General features: G+C 72.3%; 16 protein-coding genes. 10 read left to right on the top strand and 6 right to left on the bottom strand.

What is annotated here, in order from left to right; genetic code table 11:
• The first annotated feature begins 64 nt into the window (after positions 1-64).
• The gene (locus ACLVWQ_RS39490; RefSeq protein WP_414114153.1) at positions 65-2449 is read left to right on the top strand and encodes a phosphoketolase; all 2385 of its coding nucleotides are present in this window, start codon (positions 65-67) and stop codon (positions 2447-2449) included.
• Positions 2450-2483: 34 nt separating this feature from the next.
• Here the strand turns inward: ACLVWQ_RS39490 and ACLVWQ_RS39495 are convergent, their stop codons facing one another.
• From ACLVWQ_RS39495 to ppdK, 3 genes are all read right to left on the bottom strand, one after another.
• Positions 2484-2948 (bottom strand): pyridoxamine 5'-phosphate oxidase family protein, encoded by a 465-nt coding sequence (locus ACLVWQ_RS39495; RefSeq protein WP_414114154.1) that lies wholly within the window; start codon positions 2946-2948, stop codon positions 2484-2486.
• Positions 2949-3020: 72 nt separating this feature from the next.
• Positions 3021-5753 (bottom strand): bifunctional acetaldehyde-CoA/alcohol dehydrogenase, encoded by a 2733-nt coding sequence (gene adhE, locus ACLVWQ_RS39500; RefSeq protein ID WP_414114155.1) that lies wholly within the window; start codon positions 5751-5753, stop codon positions 3021-3023.
• A gap of 220 nt (positions 5754-5973) precedes the next feature.
• Entirely contained in the window at positions 5974-8682 is a 2709-nt protein-coding gene (gene ppdK, locus ACLVWQ_RS39505) for a pyruvate, phosphate dikinase (protein WP_414114156.1), read from the bottom strand.
• Between the two features lie 332 nt (positions 8683-9014).
• On the opposite strand from ppdK, the gene ACLVWQ_RS39510 reads away from it, so the two are divergent.
• The 3 genes from ACLVWQ_RS39510 (at position 9015) to ACLVWQ_RS39520 (ending at position 12779) form a co-directional block, all read left to right on the top strand.
• On the top strand, positions 9015-9707 hold the full coding sequence (locus ACLVWQ_RS39510) for a response regulator (RefSeq protein WP_414114157.1): 693 nt from the start codon (positions 9015-9017) through the stop codon (positions 9705-9707).
• 169 nt (positions 9708-9876) lie between these two features.
• On the top strand, positions 9877-10905 hold the full coding sequence (gene gap / locus ACLVWQ_RS39515) for a type I glyceraldehyde-3-phosphate dehydrogenase (protein ID WP_414114158.1): 1029 nt from the start codon (positions 9877-9879) through the stop codon (positions 10903-10905).
• Positions 10906-11036: 131 nt separating this feature from the next.
• On the top strand, positions 11037-12779 hold the full coding sequence (locus ACLVWQ_RS39520) for a GAF domain-containing protein (RefSeq protein ID WP_414114159.1): 1743 nt from the start codon (positions 11037-11039) through the stop codon (positions 12777-12779).
• Positions 12780-12863: 84 nt separating this feature from the next.
• Here ACLVWQ_RS39520 and ACLVWQ_RS39525 read toward each other — a convergent pair whose 3' ends face one another.
• Positions 12864-13085, bottom strand: a complete 222-nt coding sequence (locus tag ACLVWQ_RS39525) for a hypothetical protein (protein WP_414114160.1) — start codon at positions 13083-13085, stop codon at positions 12864-12866.
• Positions 13086-13766: 681 nt separating this feature from the next.
• Between ACLVWQ_RS39525 and ACLVWQ_RS39530 the strand changes: the two genes are divergently transcribed.
• A complete protein-coding gene (locus ACLVWQ_RS39530; RefSeq protein WP_414114161.1) occupies positions 13767-14189 on the top strand; it encodes an Hsp20/alpha crystallin family protein in 423 nt (140 codons plus the stop codon).
• Between the two features lie 141 nt (positions 14190-14330).
• Here ACLVWQ_RS39530 and ACLVWQ_RS39535 read toward each other — a convergent pair whose 3' ends face one another.
• Both ACLVWQ_RS39535 and ACLVWQ_RS39540 read right to left on the bottom strand, forming a co-directional pair.
• Positions 14331-16697, bottom strand: a complete 2367-nt coding sequence (locus tag ACLVWQ_RS39535; RefSeq protein ID WP_414114162.1) for a heavy metal translocating P-type ATPase — start codon at positions 16695-16697, stop codon at positions 14331-14333.
• Complete coding sequence (locus ACLVWQ_RS39540; protein WP_414114163.1) at positions 16694-17191, bottom strand: OsmC family protein; 498 nt, start codon at positions 17189-17191, stop codon at positions 16694-16696. The genes ACLVWQ_RS39535 and ACLVWQ_RS39540 overlap by 4 nt, the downstream gene beginning before the upstream one ends.
• A 210-nt stretch (positions 17192-17401) precedes the next feature.
• On the opposite strand from ACLVWQ_RS39540, the gene ACLVWQ_RS39545 reads away from it, so the two are divergent.
• The 5 genes from ACLVWQ_RS39545 (at position 17402) to ACLVWQ_RS39565 (ending at position 21967) form a co-directional block, all read left to right on the top strand.
• Positions 17402-17647, top strand: a complete 246-nt coding sequence (locus ACLVWQ_RS39545; RefSeq protein WP_414114164.1) for a hypothetical protein — start codon at positions 17402-17404, stop codon at positions 17645-17647.
• Positions 17648-17716: 69 nt separating this feature from the next.
• A complete protein-coding gene (locus ACLVWQ_RS39550; protein ID WP_414114168.1) occupies positions 17717-18592 on the top strand; it encodes a universal stress protein in 876 nt (291 codons plus the stop codon).
• Positions 18593-18657: 65 nt separating this feature from the next.
• The gene (locus ACLVWQ_RS39555; protein WP_414114165.1) at positions 18658-18807 is read left to right on the top strand and encodes a hypothetical protein; all 150 of its coding nucleotides are present in this window, start codon (positions 18658-18660) and stop codon (positions 18805-18807) included.
• Positions 18804-19580, top strand: coding sequence for an HAD family hydrolase (locus ACLVWQ_RS39560; RefSeq protein WP_414114166.1), 777 nt, complete (start codon positions 18804-18806; stop codon positions 19578-19580). The genes ACLVWQ_RS39555 and ACLVWQ_RS39560 overlap by 4 nt, the downstream gene beginning before the upstream one ends.
• Positions 19577-21967, top strand: a complete 2391-nt coding sequence (locus ACLVWQ_RS39565; RefSeq protein ID WP_414114167.1) for a glycoside hydrolase family 65 protein — start codon at positions 19577-19579, stop codon at positions 21965-21967. Before ACLVWQ_RS39560 ends, ACLVWQ_RS39565 begins: the two co-directional genes overlap by 4 nt.
• The last annotated feature ends 117 nt before the right edge of the window (positions 21968-22084 follow it).

A 22084-nucleotide genomic window follows, 5' to 3' on the forward strand; every position in this document is an offset into this window, starting at 1 on the left:
CGACGCCGCAGCCGCAGGACGGACCGGCACGCCCCGACCCACCCACGATCACGAAGGGACCCCCATGTCCGCCGACACCCAGCAGGCACCCGCCCCGCTCACGGACGACGAGCTGAGGACACTGGACGCCCACTGGCGCGCCGCCAACTACCTGTCCGTCGGCCAGATCTACCTCATGGCCAACCCCCTGCTGACCGAGCCGCTGCGCCCCGAACACGTCAAACCGCGGCTGCTCGGTCACTGGGGCACGTCCCCGGGTCTGAACCTCGTCCACACCCACCTCAACCGTGTCGTCAAGGGCCGCGGTCTGGACGCCATGTGCGTCTGGGGCCCCGGACACGGCGGGCCCGCCGTGCTGGCCAACTCCTGGATCGAGGGCTCGTACACGCAGACGTATCCGGACGTGAGCCGGGACGCCGAGGGCATGGCCCGTCTCTTCCGGCAGTTCTCGTTCCCCGGCGGGGTGCCCAGCCATGTCGCGCCCGAGACACCCGGCTCGATCCATGAGGGCGGCGAGCTGGGCTACTCGCTCTCGCACGCCTACGGGGCCGCCCTGGACAACCCGGACCTGCTGGTCGCCTGTGTGATCGGTGACGGCGAGGCCGAGACCGGGCCGCTCGCGGCCTCCTGGCACTCCAACAAGTTCCTCGACCCGGTGCACGACGGAGCGGTGCTGCCGATCCTCCACCTGAACGGCTACAAGATCGCCAACCCGACGGTCCTCGCCCGGCTGCCCGAGCCCGAACTCGACGCGCTGCTGCGGGGATACGGGCATTCCCCGATCCACGTCACCGGGGACGACCCCATGACCGTGCACCGGGCCATGGCCACCGCCATGGACGACGCCCTGGAACGGATCGAGCTCATCCAGCGCACGGCACGCGAGGAGGGCGTCACCCAGCGGGCCCACTGGCCGGTGATCGTGCTGCGCACCCCGAAGGGCTGGACCGGCCCCGCGGAGGTCGACGGCCTGCCGGTGGAGGGCACCTGGCGGGCCCACCAGGTCCCGCTGTCCGCCGTCCGGGACAACCCGGAGCACCTGCGGCAACTGGAGGCGTGGCTGCGCTCGTACCGCCCCCAGGAGCTGTTCGACGAGCGGGGCCGGCCGCGCCCGGACGTACTGGCCTGCGTGCCCGACGGCCCCCGACGGCTGGGCGCCACACCGCACGCCAACGGCGGTCTGCTGCTGCGCGACCTGCCGCTGCCCGAACTGGAGCGCCACGCCGTCACCGTCGACAAGCCCGGCGTGACACTGCACGAACCCACCCGGGTGCTCGGCGACGTGCTGGAGCACGTCATGCGCGCCACCAGCGGGCGGCGCGACTTCCGGATCGTCGGTCCCGACGAGACCGCCTCCAACCGGCTCCAGGCCGTCTTCGGCGCGAGCGGCAAGGCCTGGCAGGCCGGCACGCTCCCGGTCGACGAACACCTCGACCGGCACGGCCGGGTGATGGAGATCCTTTCCGAACACACCTGCCAGGGCTGGCTGGAGGGCTATCTGCTGACCGGCCGGCACGGCCTGTTCTCCTGCTACGAGGCGTTCGTCCACATCGTCGACTCGATGGTCAACCAGCACATCAAGTGGCTGCGGGTGACCCGGCGGCTGCCCTGGCGGGCCCCCATCGCCTCCCTCAACTACCTGCTGACCTCGCACGTGTGGCGCCAGGACCACAACGGCTTCTCCCACCAGGACCCGGGCTTCATCGACCACGTCCTCAACAAGAGCCCCGAGGTCGTACGGGTCTATCTGCCGCCGGACGCCAACACGCTGCTGTCGGTCGCCGACCACGCGCTGCGCAGCCGCGACTACGTGAACGTGATCGTCGCCGGCAAGCAGCCGTGCTTCGACTGGCTGTCCATGGAGCAGGCCCGCGCCCACTGCGCCCGCGGCGCCGGCATCTGGGACTGGGCCGGCACCGAGGACGGCACCCGCGAACCCGACGTGGTGCTCTCCTGCGCGGGCGACGTCCCCACCCAGGAGGTGCTGGCCGCCGCGCAGCTGCTGCGCCGGCATCTGCCCGACCTCGCCGTGCGCGTGGTCAACGTCATCGACATCGCCCGGCTGCTGCCGAGCGAGGAACACCCGCACGGTATGCACGACTCGGAGTACGACGCGCTGTTCACCACCGACAAGCCGGTGATCTTCGCCTACCACGGCTATCCCTGGCTGATCCACCGCCTGGCCTACCGCCGGACCGGCCACCGGAACCTGCACGTACGCGGCTACAAGGAGATCGGCACCACCACCACGCCCTTCGACATGGTGGTCCGCAACGACCTGGACCGCTACCGCCTGGTCATGGACGTCATCGACTGTGTCCCGGGCCTGGCCGTCCGCGCCGCGGCCGTCCGCCAGCTGATGGAGGACACCAGGCTGCGCCACCACGACTGGATCCGCAGCCACGGCACCGACCTGCCGGAGGTCGCGGACTGGACCTGGGAGGGCTGACCGGCGCGCCGGCCGGCCCCGACGCCACCGGGCGTCACCGGGGCCGGCCGGCCTCGGTGAGCCGGATGCCGGTGACCAGGTCGGGGTGGATGCGGACCGCGTAGTCCATGGTCTGCTCCACCCAGGGGTGCAGCAGCTTCTGGTAGCGGGCGAGTTCGTGCGCGTCGGTGACCAGGTGGGCGTAGCCGGTGACCACCACGCTCCAGCCGAGATGCGTGTCCGGGTCGATGGCGTCGGCCTCGTAGGCCACGACCACCCCCGGACTGTCGCTCCCGCCCTGCCGGGCGTGTGAGGCGATGTCCGCCCCCTCGTGGGTGCGGATGACGATGTCGCCGTCGTCAAGGACGTGGTTGACGGGGCGGACGGTGGGCAGCGCGTGCCGGGTGAAGACGATCCTTCCCAGGGACACGCTGCCCAGCAGCCGCAGGGCCTCGTCGCCGTGGAGCTCGCTGCTCCGGCGAGGCCCCGCGGCGACCGGCTCGGCGTTGTCGAAGGCCATGGCGGATTTCCGTGTGGGGTCGTTGTATACGGCGTGTGTGCCGTCAGGCCATTGGAACGATGGTGGTGTCTCTCATGCCAGGGCCGTTCGGCCCTCGTTCGCGTCCGGGCGGCCCTGCACGTCAGGAGCGGGTGCGTGGCCGTAGTAGGCCGTGCGCATGATCTCCTGCATGTCGTCCAGCATGGGCATGCGGGGGTTGGCCGGCGCGCACTGGTCCTCGTAGGCGTTGAGCGCCTGTTGCGGCAGCGCGTCGAGGAAGGCGTGCTCGTCGACGCCGAGGCGTTGGAACGACGGCTCGATGGCCACCGCGTCGCGCAGGTGTTCCACGGCTGTGGCGAGCGACTCCACCCCTTCCTGCGGGGTGGCCGCCGGCAGGCCGAGGGTGCGGGCGATGTCCTGGAAGCGTTCGGGGGCGCGGTAGTGCTCGTACTTGGGCCAGCCGGTGAGCTTCGTCGGAACGGTGCCGTTGTAGCGGATGACGTGCGGCAGCAGGACCGCGTTGGTGCGGCCGTGCGCGACGTGGAAGGTGGCGCCGAGGGTGTGGGACATGGCGTGCACGATGCCGAGGAAGGCGTTGCCGAAGGCCATTCCGGCGATGGTGCCGGCGTTGTGCATCTTCTCCCGCGCGTCGGGCCGGCCCGTGCGGTCGGCGACCGCCGCCTCGATGTTGTCGAAGATCAGCCGGATCGCGTGGAGCGCCAGTCCGTCGGTGAAGTCGTTGGCGTACACGGAGACGTACGACTCGATGGCGTGGGTCAGGGCGTCGAAGCCGCTGTCGGCGGCCAGCGCCGGAGGCAGTTCCTTGGTCAGCGACGGGTCGACGATGGCCACGCTGGGAGTCAGCGCGTAGTCGGCCAAGGGGTACTTCTTGCCGGTGGCCGGGTCGGAGATGACTGCGAACGGGGTGACCTCGGCGCCGGTGCCGGAGGTGGTGGGCACGCACACCAGGCGGGCGCGTGCGCCGAGCACGGGGAAGCGGAAGGCGCGTTTGCGGATGTCGGAGAACTTCTGCCGCATGTCGCTGAAGTCGATGTCCTGTCCGCGGGCGTGCTGCTCGTAGAGCAGCCACATCACCTTGGCCGCGTCCATGGGGGAGCCGCCGCCCAGCGCGATGATCGTGTCGGGGCGGAAGTCGTCCATCAGACGGGCGCCGTGCCGGACGGAGTCGATGCTCGGCTCCGGCTCGACGTTGTCGATGATCTGGAGGGTGACCGCGTCGTGCCGTCGTTGCAGGACGCGGGTCACGCGGTCGACGAAGCCGAGGCGGGTCATGGTGGCGTCGGTGACGATCGTGACGCGGTGGATGTCCGGCATGGCGGTCAGGTAGCGGATGGACTGCGGCTCGAAGTAGATCTTCGGCGGGACCTTGAACCACTGCAGGTTGTTGCGGCGGGTGCCGACGCGCTTGATGTTGAGCAGCTGCACGGCGGAGACGTTGTTGGACACCGACGTGCTGCCCCAGGAGCCGCAGCCCAGGGTCAGCGACGGCAGCAGGTGGTTGTAGATGCCGCCGATCGCGCCCTGCGAGGACGGTGCGTTGACGATGATCCGCACGGTCTTCATGCGCCGGCCGTACGCTTCGGCGAGGGCGGGGTCCCCGGTGTGGATGACGGCGCTGTGGCCCTGCCCGTGGAAGGCGACCATGTCGGCTGCCAGGTCGAAACCCTGCCGCTCGGACCCGGCACGCAGCACGGCCAGGACGGGGCAGAGCTTCTCGCGGGTCAACGGCTCCTCGGGGCCGACCCGTTCGGCCTCGACGAGGATGAGCGAGGTGTGGGCGGGCACGGTGAACCCGGCCCGCTCGGCGATCCAAGCCGCGCTCTGCCCGACCGCCGCGGGGTTGACCTTGGGCTCACCGCCCGTTCCCGCTGCCCTGCCGACGGGGAAGAGGAAGGTCTCCAGTTTCGCCTTCTCCTCGGCGGTCGCCCGGTGGGCGTGCAGGATCCGGAACTCGGCCAGGGCCTCGTCGTAGATCTCCGCGTCCAGGATGACGGCCTGTTCGGAGGCGCAGATCATGCCGTTGTCGAACGACTTGGACAGCACCAGGTCGTTGACGGCCCGGCGCAGCGGTGCGCTCTTGTGCACGTACGCCGGGACGTTGCCCGCGCCCACGCCCAGGGCCGGCTTGCCGGCCGAGTAGGCGGCCTTCACCATGGCGTTGCCGCCGGTGGCGAGGATCAGGGAGACGCCCGGGTGGCGCATCAGGGTGTCGGTCGCCTCGATCGACGGGCTCTCGATCCACTGGACACAGTGTTCCGGCGCCCCCGCGGCCACGGCGGCGTCCCGTACGATCCGGGCAGCCCGCGTGCTGCATCGCTGGGCCGAGGGGTGGAACGCGAACACGACGGGATTGCGGGTCTTCAGCGCCATCAGCGCCTTGAAGACCGTGGTCGAGGTCGGGTTGGTGACGGGCGTGATCGCGCACACCACACCCACCGGTTCCGCGATCTCGACCATGTCCTCGATGTCGTCGCGGGCGATGACGCCGACGGTCTTCATGTCGCCCATGCTGTGCGTCACGTGCTCGCACGCGAACATGTTCTTGGCGGCCTTGTCCTCGAAGATCCCGCGCCCGGTCTCCTCCACCGCCAGGCGCGCCAGCGCGGTGTGCTGGTCCAGGGCCGCGACGGACGCCTTCTTGACGATGTGGTCGACCTGTTCCTGCGTCAGGGCGTCGTAGTCGGCGAGCGCCTTGAGACCGGCCGTCACCAGCCGGTCCACGGCGACGGCGATGTCGGACGGTGCCGGGGCGGGTCCTTCGGCCGTGGTCACCGCGGCCGTGGTTGCGGCGCCGTGTCGGGTCATGGCGTACACCTCCGCTGTCGTGTGCCGCCGCGTTGGCCGGCGGGTCCGGGTGGAGCGGCACCGCGGGGGTCGGTGCCGCTCAGGTCCCACTCTCGTCCGGGGCGCGCCGCGTCGCTTGTGCCGATGGTCCCTGTCGGGGCCCGACCGGCCCCGACGGGGCGGGCCGGGTGGACCGGCCCCGCGGCGGACCGCCGGGCCGGGTCACCCGGCCCGGGGCGCCTCACCTGCTGTCGCTCGCCGCGGTCGTGACCGAGGTCTCCGACAGGGCGGCGCGTCCGGCCTCCAGGCGGGCCACCGGGACCCGGAACGGCGAGCAGGAGACGTAGTCCAGCCCCGCCGCGTGGAAGAAGTGGACGGACGCGGGATCGCCACCGTGCTCACCGCAGACACCGATCGTCAGACCGGGCCGGGCCGCGCGGCCCTCGGCGACGGCGATGCGGATCAGCCGTCCCACGCCCTCGCGGTCGATCGTCTCGAAGGGGGAGGCGGCGAAGACGCCCTTGTCGAGGTAGGCGGAGAAGAACGCCGCCTCGACGTCGTCGCGGGAGAAACCCCAGGTCGTCTGGGTGAGGTCGTTCGTGCCGAAGGAGAAGAACTCCGCCTGCTCGGCGATCCGGCCGGCCGTGAGCGCGGCCCGGGGCAGCTCGACCATGGTGCCGACCGGACAGGTCACGGGGACGCCGGACTCCGCCGAGACCTCAGCCAGGACGCGCTCCACCTCCTCGCGCTCGATGCGCAGCTCCTCGACCGCGCCCACCAGCGGCACCATGATCTCCGCCTCCGGCGAGCCCCCGGCCCGGGTGCGTGCCACGACCGCCTCGGCGATGGCCCGTACCTGCATGGCGACCAGGCCCGGCACCACCAGGCCCAGGCGCACACCGCGCAGGCCGAGCATCGGGTTCTCCTCGTGCATGCGGTTCACGGCGTCGAGCAACTCGGTGTCGTGCGGATCCGGCAGGTCGCCGTGTCCCTCGGCGGTGGCGATCCGCACGGCGAGTTCGGTGCGGTCGGGCAGGAACTCGTGCAGCGGCGGGTCGAGAAGGCGGATGGTGACCGGCAGGCCGTCCATCGCCTCCAGGATGCCGACGAAGTCCTGCCGTTGCAGGGGGAGCAGCGCGTCCAGCGCCCGTTCGCGGGCGGCGTCGCCGTCCGCGAGGATCATCCGCTCGACCAGCTTGCGGCGCTCCCCGAGGAACATGTGCTCGGTGCGGCACAGGCCGATGCCCTGCGCGCCGAACCCGCGGGCGCGGGCGGCGTCCTCGGGGGTGTCGGCGTTGGCCCGGACCCCCAACGTCCGTGTCCCGTCCGCCTGTCGCAGGACTCGTGCGACCGCGTCGACGACGTCGGCCGACCGCTCACCGCGCAGACCGGTCTCCAGGTACCGCATGACCGCGGAGTCGACCAGCGGGGCCGCGCCCGGGTACACGGCACCCGCGGAGCCGTCCACGGAGACGACCGTGCCCTCCTCGACGACGGTGCCCTCACGCGTGGTGAAGCGCCGCGCGTCCGTGTCCACGGTGAGTTCCTCGGCGCCGCAGACGCAGACCTTGCCCATGCCGCGGGCGACGACCGCCGCGTGGCTCGTCTTGCCGCCGCGGCTGGTCAGCACGGCCTGGGCGGCGACCATGCCGGGCAGATCGTCCGGGGTGGTCTCCTGGCGGACCAGGACGACCTTCTCGCCGGCCGCCGCACGCCGTACGGCCTCGGCGGAGTCGAAGACCGCCGCGCCCACCGCCGCGCCCGGCGAGGCGGGCAGGCCGTGGGCGAGCGGATCCCCGGTCGCGGAGGTGTCGAAGCGCGGGAACATCAGCCGGGCGAGCCCGTCGCCGCTGACCCGCGACAGCGCCTCGTCCGGGGTGATGAGCCCTTCGTCGACCAGTTCGGCGGCGATCGCGAAAGCGGCCTCGGCGGTGCGCTTGCCCACCCGGGTCTGCAGCATCCACAGCTTCCCGCGCTCGATGGTGAACTCGATGTCGCACAGGTCCCGGTAGTGGTTCTCCAGAGTCCGCAGATGGTCGCACAACTCCCGGTACGAGGTGGCGTCCAGCCGCTCCAGCTCGGTCAGGGGCACGGTGTTGCGGATGCCGGCGACGACGTCCTCGCCCTGGGCGTTGGACAGGTAGTCGCCGTACAGACCGCGGCGTCCGGTGGCCGGGTCGCGGGTGAAGGCGACCCCGCTGCCGGAGTCGGGGCCGTGGTTGCCGAACACCATGCGCTGCACGGTGACGGCGGTGCCGAGGTCGTCGGGGATGTGTTCGCGCCGCCGGTACAGGCGGGCCCGCTCACCGGTCCACGAGCGGAAGACCGCGAGCACCGCCCGGTGCAGTTGCTCGGCGGGCGACTGCGGGAAGTCGTCGCCCGTCACGACGTGGATCACGTTCTTGTACGTCTCCACGAGTTCGGCGAGGTCGCTCGCGTCCAGGTGCAGATCGTCCGGGGCCCCGCGCCGCTCCTTGAGCATCGCCATGGCCCGCTCGAAGAGTTCGGCGTCGACGCCCATGACCGTGCTGCCGAACATCTGGACAAGACGGCGGTAGGAGTCCCAGGCGAAGCGCTCGCTCCCGGCGGACTTGGCCAGGCCCAGCACGGAGGAGTCGTTGAGGCCGATGTCGAGGACCGTCTCCATCATGCCGGGCATGGAGAATCGGGCGCCGGAGCGTACGGACAGCAGCAGCGGGTCGTCCGGCTGTCCCAGGGTCCGCCCGGCGGCGGTCTCGACGGCCGCCAGATGACGGGAGATCTCCCGGGACATGCCGTCGGGTTCGGCCCCGGTGGCCAGGAAGGCCCGGCAGGCCTCGGTGGTGACGACGAATCCCGGTGGTACCGGAAGGCCGAGGCCGGTCATCTCGGCCAGGTTGGCTCCCTTGCCACCGAGCAGGTCGGCCATGTCACGACCGCCCTCGGTGAAGTCGTACACGTAACGGACCATGACACTGTGCTCCTCGGCTCGGTACCGCGGCTCTGCGGGCTTGTGTTCCTCCAGAGTCGGACCGCCGTCCGCGGCGGAGCAGGTACTGGACGTCCCTTCAGGCGGGCCGGTCGGCCCCCGCGGCCGGCCCGGGTGACCGGCGTGCCCGGGAATCAGGGCCGACCGGCCCTGGCCGTTCGGCCCCGGAGCGGGAAGGATCCAGGAACACGGGGAACACTGGGAACAAGACGAAGCCGGTACACGCGCCGGGTACACGCGGACGCGGACCTCGCTGTCCGGCGCGGATCCGACGCGGATCCGGCACAGGTCCGACGCACACGAGGGAGCATCCGATGGCGGACAGTGAACGGCCCGGCACCGACAGCCCGATCCGGGTCTTCCTGCTGGACGACCACGAGGTGGTACGGCGCGGAGTGCGCGACCTGCTGAACGACGAGGCGGACATCAGCGTGGTCGGCGAGGCCGCCACGGTCGAGCAGGCGCTGGTACGCGTGCCCGCCCTGCGGCCCCATGTGGCGGTCCTCGACGTCCGGCTGCCCGACGGGGACGGCGTGAGCGTCTGCCGGGAGCTGCGCTCACGCATGCCGGATCTCGCCTGTCTGATGCTGACCTCGTTCGACGACGAGGAGGCCCTGCTCGACTCGATCATGGCCGGGGCCTCCGGCTACGTCCTGAAGCAGATCCAGGGCTCGGACCTGGTGTCGGCCGTCCGTACGGTCGCCGCGGGCCAGTCCCTGCTCGACCCGAGCGCCACCGCCCGGCTGATGGCCCGCCTTCGCGCGGGGGACCAGCCGAAGGAGGAGCCGGACGGACTGCCCGGTCTGACCGAGCGGGAACGCGAGATCCTGGCCCTGATCGGCGAAGGGCTGACCAACCGCCAGATCGGCCAGCGGCTCTTCCTCGCCGAGAAGACGGTGAAGAACCACATCTCGCGCCTGCTCGCCAAGCTCGGTGTGGAACGGCGCATCCAGGCCGCCGTCATCGCCACCCAGGCCCAGGACCGGCTCAGGAACGAAGGACGCTGAAGTCCGAGCGTCCGCACAGGAGTCGACGGGGCGGGCCACAGGGCCGAACGTCCCCCGGCTCGCCCCCGTAGGGCCCAAGCCCCATCCGGTCCACCGCCCGCACGCTGGCACCGCAGGAAAGCAGTCGGACAGCCAGTCGGACACGGGACGGACCGGAAGGACGACGGACATGAGCGTACGGGTGGGCATCAACGGCTTCGGCCGTATCGGACGCAACTATCTGCGCTGCGTACTGGAGCGCGCGGAGAGCGGAACCGGCACGCCGGTGGAGGTCGTGGCGGTCAACGACATCACCTCGCCGGCGGCACTGGCGCATCTGCTGGAGTTCGACTCGACGTACGGCCGGCTGCGCCGCGCCGTCGAGCACGACGACACCTCGCTGACGGTGGACGGGCACCGCGTCGCCGTGACCGCCGAACGGGACCCCGCCGCGCTGGCCTGGGGCGACCTCGGCGTGGACGTGGTCATCGAGTCGACCGGGCGTTTCCGCACCCGTGAGGACGCCGGTCTGCACCTGAAGGCGGGCGCGCGCAAGGTGCTGCTGTCCGTGCCAGGCAAGGGAGTCGACGGCACGATCGTCATGGGCGTCAACGAGAACACGTACAACCCGCAGCGGGACCACGTCGTCTCCAACGCCTCGTGCACCACCAACTGCGTGGCCCCCATGGTGAAGGTGCTCGACGACCACTTCGGCATCGTCAAGGGCCTGATGACCACCATCCACGGCTACACCAACGACCAGGTCGTCCTGGACGGCCCGCACAAGGACCTGCGCCGGGGCCGCAGCGCCGCCGTGAACATCATCCCCACCAGCACCGGAGCCGCCCGCGCCGTGGGCCTCGTGCTGCCGGAACTGGCGGGCACCCTCGACGGTATCGCCGTACGCGTCCCGGTCGAGGACGGCTCCCTGACCGACCTGAGCGTGGTCCTGGAGCGGTCCGCGTCGGTGGACGAGATCAACGCGGCGTTCCGGGAGGCGGCGGACGGACCCCTGAAGGGCATCCTGCGGGTCTCCGACGCCCCGATCGTCTCCCGTGACGTCGTCGGCGACCCGGCTTCGTGCGTCCTGGACGCCCCGCTGACCCAGGCGCACGGTGAACTGGTCAAGGTCTTCGGCTGGTACGACAACGAATGGGGCTACACCAACCGGCTCCTCGACCTCACCGAGTACGTCGCGTCCCGACTGCCCCAGGACTGACGGGCACCGGGCCCGCTCCGGGACCTCCAGCCGGGCTAGATCCGTATCCTTCCCCCGAGCCGGACCGATACCGTGGCACACGACCGCAACGGTCGGCTGTCCGTGTGTCGAGGGGACCTGGAGGAACACCGGTGGGAAGCCCCGAGGAGCCCCGTCAGGCCCAGGTCCAGGCCCGGGTACGGCTGCCGCAGCTGAAGCTGGACGAGCTGCTGACGGAGCTGCAGGCCAGGCTGGACGCCGCCCGCGGTACGCGCGACCGGGTGCACAGCCTGCTGGAGGCGGTGCTCTCCGTCGGCCGGGAACTGGACCTGGAACAGGCGCTGTACAGCATCGTGGAGGCCGCGGCCGTGCTGGTGGACGCGGAGTACGCCGCCCTCGGTGTGATCGGGCCGGACGGCAAGCGGCTGTCGGCCTTCCACACGATCGGGATCAGCGACGAGCAGATCGCCGAGATCGGCCACTATCCGGAGGGGCACGGCATTCTGGGCGAACTCATCCGCCACCCCGAGCCACTGCGCCTGGTGAAGCTCTCCGCGCACCCGGCCTCGTACGGATTCCCGCCCCATCACCCGCCGATGGACACCTTCGTCGGTGTGCCGATCCGGGTGCGGGACCAGGTCTTCGGCAATCTCTACCTCACCGAGAAGCGCGGTGGGGCGTACTTCGACGAGGAGGACGAGTCGGTCCTGGCGACGCTGGCCGTGGCGGCCGGAGTGGCGATCGACAACGCCCGTCTGTACGAGGAGTCGAGGCTGCGGGAACGCTGGCTGCAGGCGAGCGCGGAGATCACCCACCGGCTGATGTCCGGCAGCGACCGCGGTGAGGTGCTCGGCCTGATCGCCGAACGGGCGAGGGAGATCACCTCGGCGGCTCTGGCCGTGGTCGCCCTGCCCATGGAGAACACCGACGCGCTCACGGTGGAACTGGCCATCGGCGAGGGGGCCCAGGCGCACCGCGGGCTCGTCCTGCCGGTGGACGACGGCCTGATCGGCCGGGCGTTCTCGCAGGCCACCTCGGTCGCCAGCCATGACATCTCCGCCGAGGAACGGGCTGGGTCGGGACCGCCGCGGTTCACCGGCCTGGGGCCGGCGGTGGCCGTGCCCATCGGGTCGGGCGAGGGCGTACGGGGGATCGTCCTGCTGGTGCGTGAGTCGGGCCGGACGGAGTTCACCGAGAAGGAGACCGAGGCGCTGCGGGGTTTCGCCGCACAGGCCGCGGTCGCGATGGAGCTCGCGGAGCGCCGGGAGGACGCCGAGGAGATCGCGGTGCTCCAGGACCGTGACCGGATCGCCCGCGACCTCCACGACCTGGCGATCCAGCGGCTGTTCGCCACCGGGATGACCCTGCAGAGCGCCGGCCGTTTCATCGAGCACTCCGAGGCCTCGGAACGCGTGTCGCGGGCGGTGGACGACCTGGACGAGACCATCAAGATCATCAGGTCGACCATCTTCGGTCTGCGATCCCGTGAGGGCGGCACGGCCCCGGGCCTGCGGGCCCGTGCGGTGCGCGTGGCCGGCGAGGCGGCGACGGTGCTGGGCTTCGCGCCCAGCCTGCGGATGGAGGGCCTCGTGGACACCGAGGTCCCGAAGGAGACCGCCGACCACGTGGTGGCCGTGCTCTCCGAGGCGCTGACCAACGTGGCGCGGCACGCCAGGGCCACCCGGGTCGCGGTGGTCCTGGAGACCGACGGCCGTGAGGTCCGCCTGACGGTCTCGGACAACGGTGTGGGCATCCCGCCCGAGGGCCGCCGCAGCGGCCTGCGCAACATGGCGGAACGGGCCGAGCAGTCGGGCGGTGAACTGCGGCTGGGCAGCCCCGACGGCGACGGAACCACCTTGGTGTGGTGTGCGCCGGTGGGTGACCGGCGGGGCTGAGATCGCCGGACGGTCAGCCGGGTCGGCTGCCGGGACGTAGTGCGCGCGTGCTCATGGCATGTGGTCCTTCGGACGCGTCGTGGATCAGGAACGGAAGTCGCGGTGGTCGTGGTGCCGGCCGATGTAGTGGCGCTCGTCGATGACGGTCTCGCGCTCGCCGGGCAGCTTCGCGCCGACCGTGGCCAGGAACGTGAAGAGTCCGAGGAGACCGCCCGCCATCAGGACGAAGCCGACGACGAACGAGCTGTAGCCGAAGACCAGGCAGGCGCCCAGCACCAGCGCACCGAGCAGGACGATCGGAACCATTGCTGCCTCCTTCGCCGGCCGGGAGCCGTGCGGCGCCCGGGTTCTGAGCCGGAGTTCGCGGGTGGCGCCCGCCGGTCGCGCGCGGAGTCCGTCCGGCAGGCCGGCTGCCGGGCCGAGGCGTCGCGTGGCGATCGTCGTGTCGCGCCCCGCCGTGTCCGTGGGACGGCGCCGCGCGGCGACGGCGGGTGTGTCGAGGTTTCCGGGATGCCGGTCATCACGGCCCGTCCTTCCTGGCTCACAGACCAGCGTCCGGCGAGGACGCGGTGGCTCCCAGGGGCTGAACGGGGAGCCGGGTCGAGCCGAGTGGCCTGTACCACGGGGCCGCACGGCCCGTCGGCGGCTCACCGGGCTGTTTCCGCAGGCCGACGTACCGCCGGTCCATGACCGTGGCTCGGCCCGTGCGGAGAGCGGGGACAGGAGCAAGCACCTCGTGATGCTCGACGGCGGCAGGGCGGCAGGGCGGCACGGCTGCCCCGGCTCCCGTGCCGGGCGGCCCGTCTCCCGTGCCCCAGGGGCCACTTGCGCAGGTCGGTCCGGGGGCGTTCCCGGTGTCCGGCGGTGCAGGACGGTCGTCCGGCAGGACCGACAGGGGCCACCAGGGCCCGTACGGGGCCGGTCGGCCCACGCGGGTGCGGCGGCTTCCGGGCGACGCTGGGAGTGTCGAAGAAGGAGGAGGGAGACATGAGCGGCATGATCGAGCGGCTGCCGGGCTGGCCCACTCTGCCCGACCTGTTCGGCTGGATGGAAACGGGCTTCCCCGCGGGACACACGGTTCCGGGGACGCACGGGATCCGGATCGAGGAACGCCTGACGGACGGGGCGTACACGCTGCGGGCCGAGCTTCCGGGCATCGACCCCGCCAAGGACGTCGAGATCACGGTCACGGGGGGTGTGCTGACCCTGCGTGCCGAGCGCAGTGAGGAGACGACGGAGAAGCATCACACCGAGTTCCGCTACGGCACGTTCACCCGCGCGGTCCGGCTGCCGGCCGGGGCGCAGGGCGACGAGGCGGCGGCGGAGTACAAGGACGGAGTCCTGACCATCACCGTCCCGGTGCCCGAGACGAAGGCAGGCACCAGGACCATCCCGGTGCGGCACGTCTGAGCGTCACAGCGCGCTGAGCCGCACCCCGTCTGCGCGGCCGGACCGTCTTCCGGCCGCGCATCCGTGTGCTGTGTGCCAGTGAGGACGTTCGGCAGGCGGTGCGGGTCGCGCCGGGGAAGTGGCCCGCGGTCAGGGGGCCGGTCAGGGGGCGAGGGTGAAGTAGTTCTCCTCCTCCTGGGTGAAGTGCAGCCGCAGCACGGTGTGCAGCCCGTAGAGGCAGGCGCGCAGGTCGTCGAGTTGCTGCGGTGCCAGGTGTCCGTCGGCGACGGCGAGTGCCAGGTGGGTGGCGACGCGTCGGGCCAGCCGCTCGATCTCCGCGTGGGCGCGGCTCATGGTGGCCGTCGCCTCGGGACCGCCCAGGGCGGGGGCCAGCGCCGGATAGAGCTGGTGTTCCTCGGCGTACTCGTGCGGCAACAGCCGTTCGGTGAGCAGCCGGTGTGCCGCGGACAGCGCGGCGAGGGCTTCGGGCCCGGGGCCGTCCGACAGCCGGTCCGCGGCATCGCGTACGGCTTCGAGGACGTCCTGAAGGTCGTCGTGCTCGGCCGCGAAGTGCTGGATGAGGGCCTCCGTGGCGGGTTCCAGGACCGGCCGGGTGGACCGGTCGGCCCGCAGGGCGCGCAGCGCGTTGAGGATCACCGCGACGTCGATGCCCTCCTGGAGCAGAGCTCCGACGGCGGGAGGCAGTAGACCGAGGGCCGCCGCGGCCATGGCGGCCAGGGACAGCAGCATTCCGCCGAGCGCGCTCTGTACGGCCGTGCGCCGGGCGCGTACGGCGATGGAGACGGCGTCGGCCAGCCGGTCCACCCGGTCCGTGGTGAGAACGATGTCCGCGGCCTCGCAGGAGGCGGTGGAGCCGTGTGCCCCCATGGCCACGCCGACGTCCGCGGCGGCGAGCGCCGGGGCGTCGTTGACACCGTCGCCGACCATGACGGTGACCGCGTGCTCGCGTTCGGCGCGCACGGCGGCGACCTTGCCGGCCGGTGTGAGTCCGGAGTGCACGTCGTCGAGGCCGAGCACGGAGGCGATCTCCCGGGCCGGCTCCGGCCGGTCGCCGGTGAGCATCACCAGACGGCGGATGCCCGCCGCGCGCAGGCGCCGCACCGTTCGGGGTGCGTCGCGGCGCAGCGGATCGTGCAGGAGGACGGCACCGACGGCCCGGCCGTCCACGGTGAGCCAGGCCACCGCCGCCCCGTCCAGGAGCGCGCGGTGGTCGACCGAGCGTGCCCAGTCGGGCCTGTCCGCGCCGGAGTCGAGGCGGCCGACGGTCGTCCGGTGGCCGGCGACGACTCCGGAGGCTCCCCTGCCGGCGGTCTCCGAGACGTCGACCGGCACGGTGAGCCGCAGCCCGCGCGTCCGGGCGGCGCGGACGAGGGCCCGGCCCAGTACGTGCGGGGAGTACTGGTCGAGCGAGGCGGCCAGGCGCAGGACCTCCGCCGGGCTCCGGTCCGGTGCGGCGGTCACGTCCAGGACCCGTGGCCGGCCGCTGGTGAGCGTGCCGGTCTTGTCGAGCAGCAGGGTCCGCGCCCGGCCCAGGTTCTCCAGCGCGCCGCCGTCCCGGATCACCACTCCGAGCCGGGAGGCCCGCGACAGCCCGGAGACGACCGCCACCGGCGCTGCCAGGAGGAGCGGACACGGTGTGGCGACCACCAGGACCGCCACCGCCCGCACCGCGGAACCATTGATCAGCCAGGCCAGCGCGGCCGCCGCCACGGACAGGGGCAGGAACCAGGCCGCGTAGCGGTCGGCCAGCCGGACGACGGGAGCCGCCTGTGCTCCGGCCTGCCGGGCCAGCCGCACGATCCCCGCGTACGTGCTGTCCTGCTCGGTGGCCGAGGCTCGTAGTTCGAAGGCGCCGCCCGCGTTGACCACGCCGCTGCGGACGGTCTGCTCCGGCCCGCGCTCCACCGTCCGTGACTCCCCGGTGAGCGCCGACTCGTCGAGCAGGGCCGGGGTACCGGCCACCTGGCCGTCGACGGGGACGACCTCGCCGGGGCCGACGACCAGCAGGTCGCCGACGGCGATCTCGGCCAGTGGCACCGCGGCCACCTCGGACCCGGTACGACGGCGAGCGGTACGGGGCACCCGCTCCAGCAGTGCGCGCAGGTCGTGGGAGGCCCGCCGCTGGGCCGCGGTCTCCAGGGTGCGACCGGTGGCGAGCATCAGCGCGATCAGGGAGCCGGCCAGGTACTCGCCCACGGCCAGGGTGCCGACGAGCGCCAGGACGGCGATCAGGTCCACGCCCGCGTGGCCGCGGCGCAGCGCCGTCAGCACCCAGAGCACGGCGGGTGCGACGGCCACGACCGTGCCCAGGCCCCAGCACAGATCGGCGAGGCCGGCGGCACCGGTCAGCCGGCAGACGCCACCGGCCGCCAGAGCGGCGGACGTGACGGCCAGAAGAGCCGGTTCGGGCTTGGACGGCAGGAAACGTGTCACCGGGCGACGGCGCGTGGGCTCGTCCGGACGGACGCGGTCCATGGGGTCCTCGCCCGGCGTGCGGGAGGCGTTCATGGGGCGAGCTCGATGTCGATCCCGGGTGGCTGACGGAGCGTGTTGTGGACGGTGCAGTGGGAGGCGACGGCGAGCAGGGCGGTACGGCGTTGCCGGGACAGTCCGGGCGGCGCCGTGACGCGGAGACGGACGGAGGCGACGCGGGCCGGACGGTCCTCGGCCATGGTGAACTCGGCCCTGACCCGCAGACCGGCGCGGTGCAGGCCGTGACGGGTGAGATAGCGGCCGACGTAGAACGCGACGCAGGTGGCGAGGGACGCGGCGAACAGTTCGACGGGCGTGGGCGCGGTGTCCGTGCCACCCGCGTCCGTGGGCTGGTCGACCAGCAGATGGTGGCCGCGGACCTCGGTCTCGTAGGCGTCGCCGTTGACATGGACGACGTCCAGAGCGTGCACGGTTGCCTGTGCCTGTGCCTGTGCCTGTGCCTGTGCCTGTGCCTGTGCCTGGTCCCGCGGGCCGGCGGTCCCGGTCGTCCCCTGTGATGTCTTGGACATGACGGTTCCTCCCTGTGTGAGACTGCCGCCTTCCAGCCGAGCGCAGCGGGCGCCGCACCGCGAGAGCCGTACGGCGCGGAGGTCGGCCCCGTCCGGCAGGGCCGTCCGGCCCGGGGAGTGTGCCCATCGGCTCACGTGTGCTTTGCGGAAACGGAGTTGGATGAAGGTGAAGGCGATACCCGAGATGTGACGTACCAGGAGGTGACAGCCGTGCGTACGACACTCACGCCGGACTTCTACCAGTTGTTCGCCGTGCTGCTGGTCGCGGCCGTGGCCGTGCTGCTCATCGTGGCCGCGACGGCGGACTCCCTGTACGAGCGGCTGCTGGGCCACCGGCACCTCCACCGGCACCTCCACCGGCACCTCCGCAGGCACCGGACTCCCGGGACGCTGCCGAAGGTCCCCGACAAGGGCCGAACCGCCCCTCCCGTCCGGCGGACACCGGTGCCACGGTGAAGTCGGTTCCCCGCACGCGGCGGGGCGACCCGACACGTGTTCCGACACGTACGGAAGGCGGTGGCCATGATGCAGCTGCCCCTGGTGGTGGGAGTCGACGGATCGGAGTCCAGCCTCCGGGCGACGGACTGGGCGGTGGGCGAGGCAGCCCGCCGCGGCCTGCCGCTCCGCCTGGTGCACGCATGCCTGTGGGAGCGTTACGAAGGTGCCGAACCGGACAGCGGCCGCGGACACCCGTCGCGGGAGGCGCTCGCCGAGAGCGTCGTCGAATCCGCGGCGGCGCGTGCCCGGCGCGTCGATCCGTCCGTGCGGATCTCGACGGAGATCGTGCAGGAGGACGCGGTGGCCGCGCTGCTGCACGCCGCCCGCAACGCCTCCGTGCTCGTCACCGGCTCACGCGGCCGTGGCAGGGTCACGGAGCTGATGCTGGGCTCGGTCGGTCTGGCGGTGGCGGCCCGTGCCCACTGCCCGGTGATCGTGATTCGCGGGGACAAGGCCGCGCTCGAGTCGACGCACGAGCGCGTCCTGCTCGGCGCGGGGGACCCGGCGGACAGCGGTGAGGCGGCCCGGTTCGCGTTCCGCGAGGCGGCGGTGCGCGGGTGCACGCTGGACGTCGTACGTGCCTGGCGCTGTCCCGCGTACGAGACCACCGACCATCCGAGCATGGCGGGCGAAGCCGAGAGGTACCACGAGGAACGGGCCTCGGCGCTGCTGGACGCGGTCGTCCACGAAGGGGTCGCGGACCACCCGGAGGTGCGGGTGCACAGGACCACGGCCGAGGGGTCGGCCCGCAAGGTGCTGCTGCGGCGCTCGGCGGCGGCGGACCTCGTGGTCGTCGGGGCCCGGCGCAGGCACGGCCACTTCGGCCTGCAGCTCGGCCGGGTGGGACACACGCTGCTGCACCACGCGGACTGTCCGGTGGCGATAGTGCCCCAACAGGCGTGACCGTGGAAGCAGCGGAAGAGGCCCTGGCGTTCTCAGCCCTCACCCCTCGTCACACGGGAGCACGCATGACCGTCCGGCCGGGCAGCAACGGATTCGCCCGTACCCGTACCCGTACCGGCACCCGCCGGCGCGGCGCGCGGGAGGAGTGCGCCGGGGCAGCCGCCCCGCGGACCGGGACGGCGGTCGGCACCGGCCGCGCGCCGGGACGGCCGTGAACCCGTCGCCGGCCCGGCCCGGGGCCTTCGGTGACCGCGTCGCTCCCGTGCTGCGGGAGATCGGGGCCGTCGTCCTCGACACCGACGGGGTGATCACCGACTCGGCCCGGGTGCACGCCGCCGCCTGGAAGAGCGCCTTCGACGCCTTCCTGCGCGCCCATCCGCCCGAGGACCCCCGCGGGCGGCGACCGTTCGACGAACGGGACGACTACCTGCGGTACGTGGACGGCAGGTCCCGTCTCGACGGCGCGGCGGCCTTCCTCGTCTCACGCGGTCTCGACCTGCCCGCCGAGACGGTACGGGAGGTGGCCGCCGACAAGGAGAGGCTGTACACCGGCAGGCTCCGTGCACACGGCATCGACGCCTACCCCGGGACGGTACGCCTGCTGCGCGCGCTGCGCCGCAGGGGGACACCGCTGGCCGCCGCGTCCGCGTCCCGTCACGCGGGTGAACTCCTCACCCGGGCCGGAGTGATCGACCTCTTCGACACGTTGGTCGACGGCGCGGAGGCGGCCCGGCTGGACCTGCCGGGCAAGCCGCACCCCGCCCTGTTCCTGGAGGCGACCCGCCGACTCGGTGTCCCCGCAGGCCGCGCCGCCGTGGTCGAGGACGCCCTGGCCGGGGTGGAGGCCGGCCGCCGGGGAGGCTTCGCCCTGGTCGTCGGAGTGGACCGGACAGCCGGCCCCGGCACCCGGGCGGCACTTCTGAAGCACGGCGCCCACCTCGTCGTACGGGACCTCGGCGAGCTGATCGAGGCGGGAGCGGCGAAGTGACGGACGGGACCTGGACGTACGAGGGCTACGACCCCGCGGAGGAGCGGCTCAGGGAGTCGCTGTGCACGCTGGGCAACGGCTATCTCGCCACCCGCGGGGTGCTGGCGGAGTGCGCGGCGGACGACGTGCACTACCCGGGCACGTACGCGGCCGGGTGCTACAACCGGCTCACGTCCGACGTGGCGGGGCACCGGGTCGAGAACGAGGACATGGTGAACCTGCCGAACTGGCTGCCGCTCCGCTTCCGCCTGCGGGGCGAGAAGGGCCCCGGCGCGTGGTTCACTCCGGACACCGCGACCGTGCTCGGCCACGGGCAGACCCTGCACCTCTCGTCCGGGCTGCTGGAACGCCGCACGCGGTACGCCGACGGCGAAGGCCGCGTCCTCCTCGTGCGGCAGCTGCGTCTGGCGCACATGGCCGACCCTCATCTGGCCGCCCTGCGCAGCGAGTTCACGGCGGAGAACTTCTCCGGCGACCTCGACGTGGAGGCGGCGCTCGACGGCGCCGTCACCAACGCGGGCGTGGCCCGGTACCAGGACCTGGACGGCCGCCATCTGACCCACGTGCAGACGGACACCGCCGGCCAGGACACGGTCTGGCTGCGCTGCCGCACCCGTACGTCGGACATCCGTATCGGCATGGCGTCCCGCCTCACCGCGGACGCGCCCGTGTCGATCCGGCACACCCCCCTGAGCGCCACCCAGCGCACCCTCCTGCACCTGTCTCCCGGCCGCACGGTGACCGTCGACAAGACCGTCGCCCTGCACACCTCACGTGATCCCGCGATCAGCGACCCGCTGCGGGCCGCCGTCGACCGGGTCGACGGCGCGCCGGGCTTCGACGACCTGCTGGAGACGCACATCACGGCCTGGGACCAGCTCTGGCGCCGCGCCGAACTGGACGTGCCGGGCGAGGCGGGCGGCATCCTGCGGCTGCACCTCTTCCATGTGCTGCAGACGCTCTCCCCGCACACCGCCGACCTCGACGTGGGCGTGCCGGCCAGGGGACTGCACGGTGAGGCCTACCGGGGGCACGTCTTCTGGGACGAGCTGTTCGTCCTGCCCTATCTCAACCTGCACTTCCCCGAGGTGTCCCGGGCGTTGCTCCGCTACCGGCACCGGCGGCTCGAAGCGGCCTGTCGCGCCGCCCGTGCGGCCGGCCGCACGGGCGCGCTCTACCCCTGGCAGAGCGGCAGCGACGGCCGCGAGGAGACCCAGGAACTGCACCTCAACCCCCGCTCGGGGCGCTGGCTGCCCGATCACTCCCGGCTCCAGCACCACGTCGGATCGGCCGTGGCGTACAACGTGTGGCAGTACTGCGAGGCGAGCGGGGACAGCGAGTTCCTGTACACCAAGGGTGCCGAGATGCTGCTGCAGATCGCCCGCTTCTGGGCGGACTCGGCCACGTACGACGAGAGTCTGGGGCGGCACCGCATCCGTGGTGTGGTCGGGCCCGACGAGTACCACGACGCGTACCCGGACGCCGAGAAGCCGGGTCTCGACGACAACGCGTACACGAACGTCACGGCAGCCTGGGTCCTCACCCGTGCCCTCGAAGTCCTGCGGATCCTCCCCGAACCGCGCCGGCGGGAACTCGTCGAGCGGACGGCCCTGGACGGCGGCGAACTCGAACTGTGGGAGGACGTGTCCCGCACCCTCCACGTCCCCTTCCACGACGACGTCATCAGCCAGTTCGAGGGCTACGGGGCTCTCGACGAACTCGACTGGGACGGTTACCGCAAGCGGTACGGCGACATCCGCCGGCTGGACCGGATCCTGGAGGCGGAGGGCGACTCCGTCAACCGCTACCAGGCGTCGAAGCAGGCCGACGTGCTGATGCTCGGCTACCTCTTCTCACCCTCCGAACTCCGGGAGCTCTTCGGCCGCCTGGGCCACCGTCTCGACGACGCCACCTGGCAGCGCACCGTCGACCACTACCTGAGCCGTACGAGTCACGGCTCGACCCTCAGCGGCCTGGTGCACGGCTGGGTGCTGGCCAGGGCCCGGCGCGCCGAAGCCTGGAGGTACTGCCAGGAGGCCCTGCGGGGTGACATCGCCGACCTGCAGGGCGGCACCACGGGGGAGGGGATCCATCTGGGCGCGATGGCAGGCACCCTCGACCTCGTCCAGCGCGGACTCACCGGCCTGGAGACCCGTCAGGGCGCCCTGCGGCTCGACCCGGTGCCCCTGCCGGAGCTGTCCTCCTACGGCTTCACCCTGCGCTACCAGGGGCACTGGGGCGTACGGCTGCGCATGGAAAGCGGAAGCCTGGACATCACGGTGCCCGCGTCCGACGGACTGCCCATCGACGTCCGGCTGCCGGACCGCACACTCTCGGTGCGGCCGGGGGAGACGTCCCGGCTGATACTGCCCGGCACTCGGGACTGAGATACCTGGGTGGTGGTCCAACGGTCCTTGTGGGTGGGGACGTTCAGTCCTGTTGTCGTGGACCTTCGGCATCGGGTGTGGGGGGTGTTGTGGCGGGAGGGTGGGTGGTGTCAGGAA

Origin of the sequence: Streptomyces sp. CWNU-52B, assembly GCF_047444975.1 — a bacterium.
Lineage (GTDB): Bacteria > Actinomycetota > Actinomycetes > Streptomycetales > Streptomycetaceae > Streptomyces.

Coding starts and splice junctions, on each gene's coding strand:
- ACLVWQ_RS39495 (WP_414114154.1), bottom strand. CDS start 2,948: ATGGCCTTCGACAACGCCGAGCCGGTCGCCGCGGGGCCTCGCCGGAGC.
- ACLVWQ_RS39555 (WP_414114165.1), top strand. CDS start 18,658: ATGACCGTCCGGCCGGGCAGCAACGGATTCGCCCGTACCCGTACCCGT.
- ACLVWQ_RS39550 (WP_414114168.1), top strand. CDS start 17,717: ATGCAGCTGCCCCTGGTGGTGGGAGTCGACGGATCGGAGTCCAGCCTC.
- gap (WP_414114158.1), top strand. CDS start 9,877: ATGAGCGTACGGGTGGGCATCAACGGCTTCGGCCGTATCGGACGCAAC.
- ACLVWQ_RS39530 (WP_414114161.1), top strand. CDS start 13,767: ATGAGCGGCATGATCGAGCGGCTGCCGGGCTGGCCCACTCTGCCCGAC.
- ACLVWQ_RS39540 (WP_414114163.1), bottom strand. CDS start 17,191: ATGTCCAAGACATCACAGGGGACGACCGGGACCGCCGGCCCGCGGGAC.
- adhE (WP_414114155.1), bottom strand. CDS start 5,753: ATGACCCGACACGGCGCCGCAACCACGGCCGCGGTGACCACGGCCGAA.
- ACLVWQ_RS39510 (WP_414114157.1), top strand. CDS start 9,015: ATGGCGGACAGTGAACGGCCCGGCACCGACAGCCCGATCCGGGTCTTC.
- ppdK (WP_414114156.1), bottom strand. CDS start 8,682: ATGGTCCGTTACGTGTACGACTTCACCGAGGGCGGTCGTGACATGGCC.
- ACLVWQ_RS39490 (WP_414114153.1), top strand. CDS start 65: ATGTCCGCCGACACCCAGCAGGCACCCGCCCCGCTCACGGACGACGAG.
- ACLVWQ_RS39535 (WP_414114162.1), bottom strand. CDS start 16,697: ATGAACGCCTCCCGCACGCCGGGCGAGGACCCCATGGACCGCGTCCGT.
- ACLVWQ_RS39525 (WP_414114160.1), bottom strand. CDS start 13,085: ATGGTTCCGATCGTCCTGCTCGGTGCGCTGGTGCTGGGCGCCTGCCTG.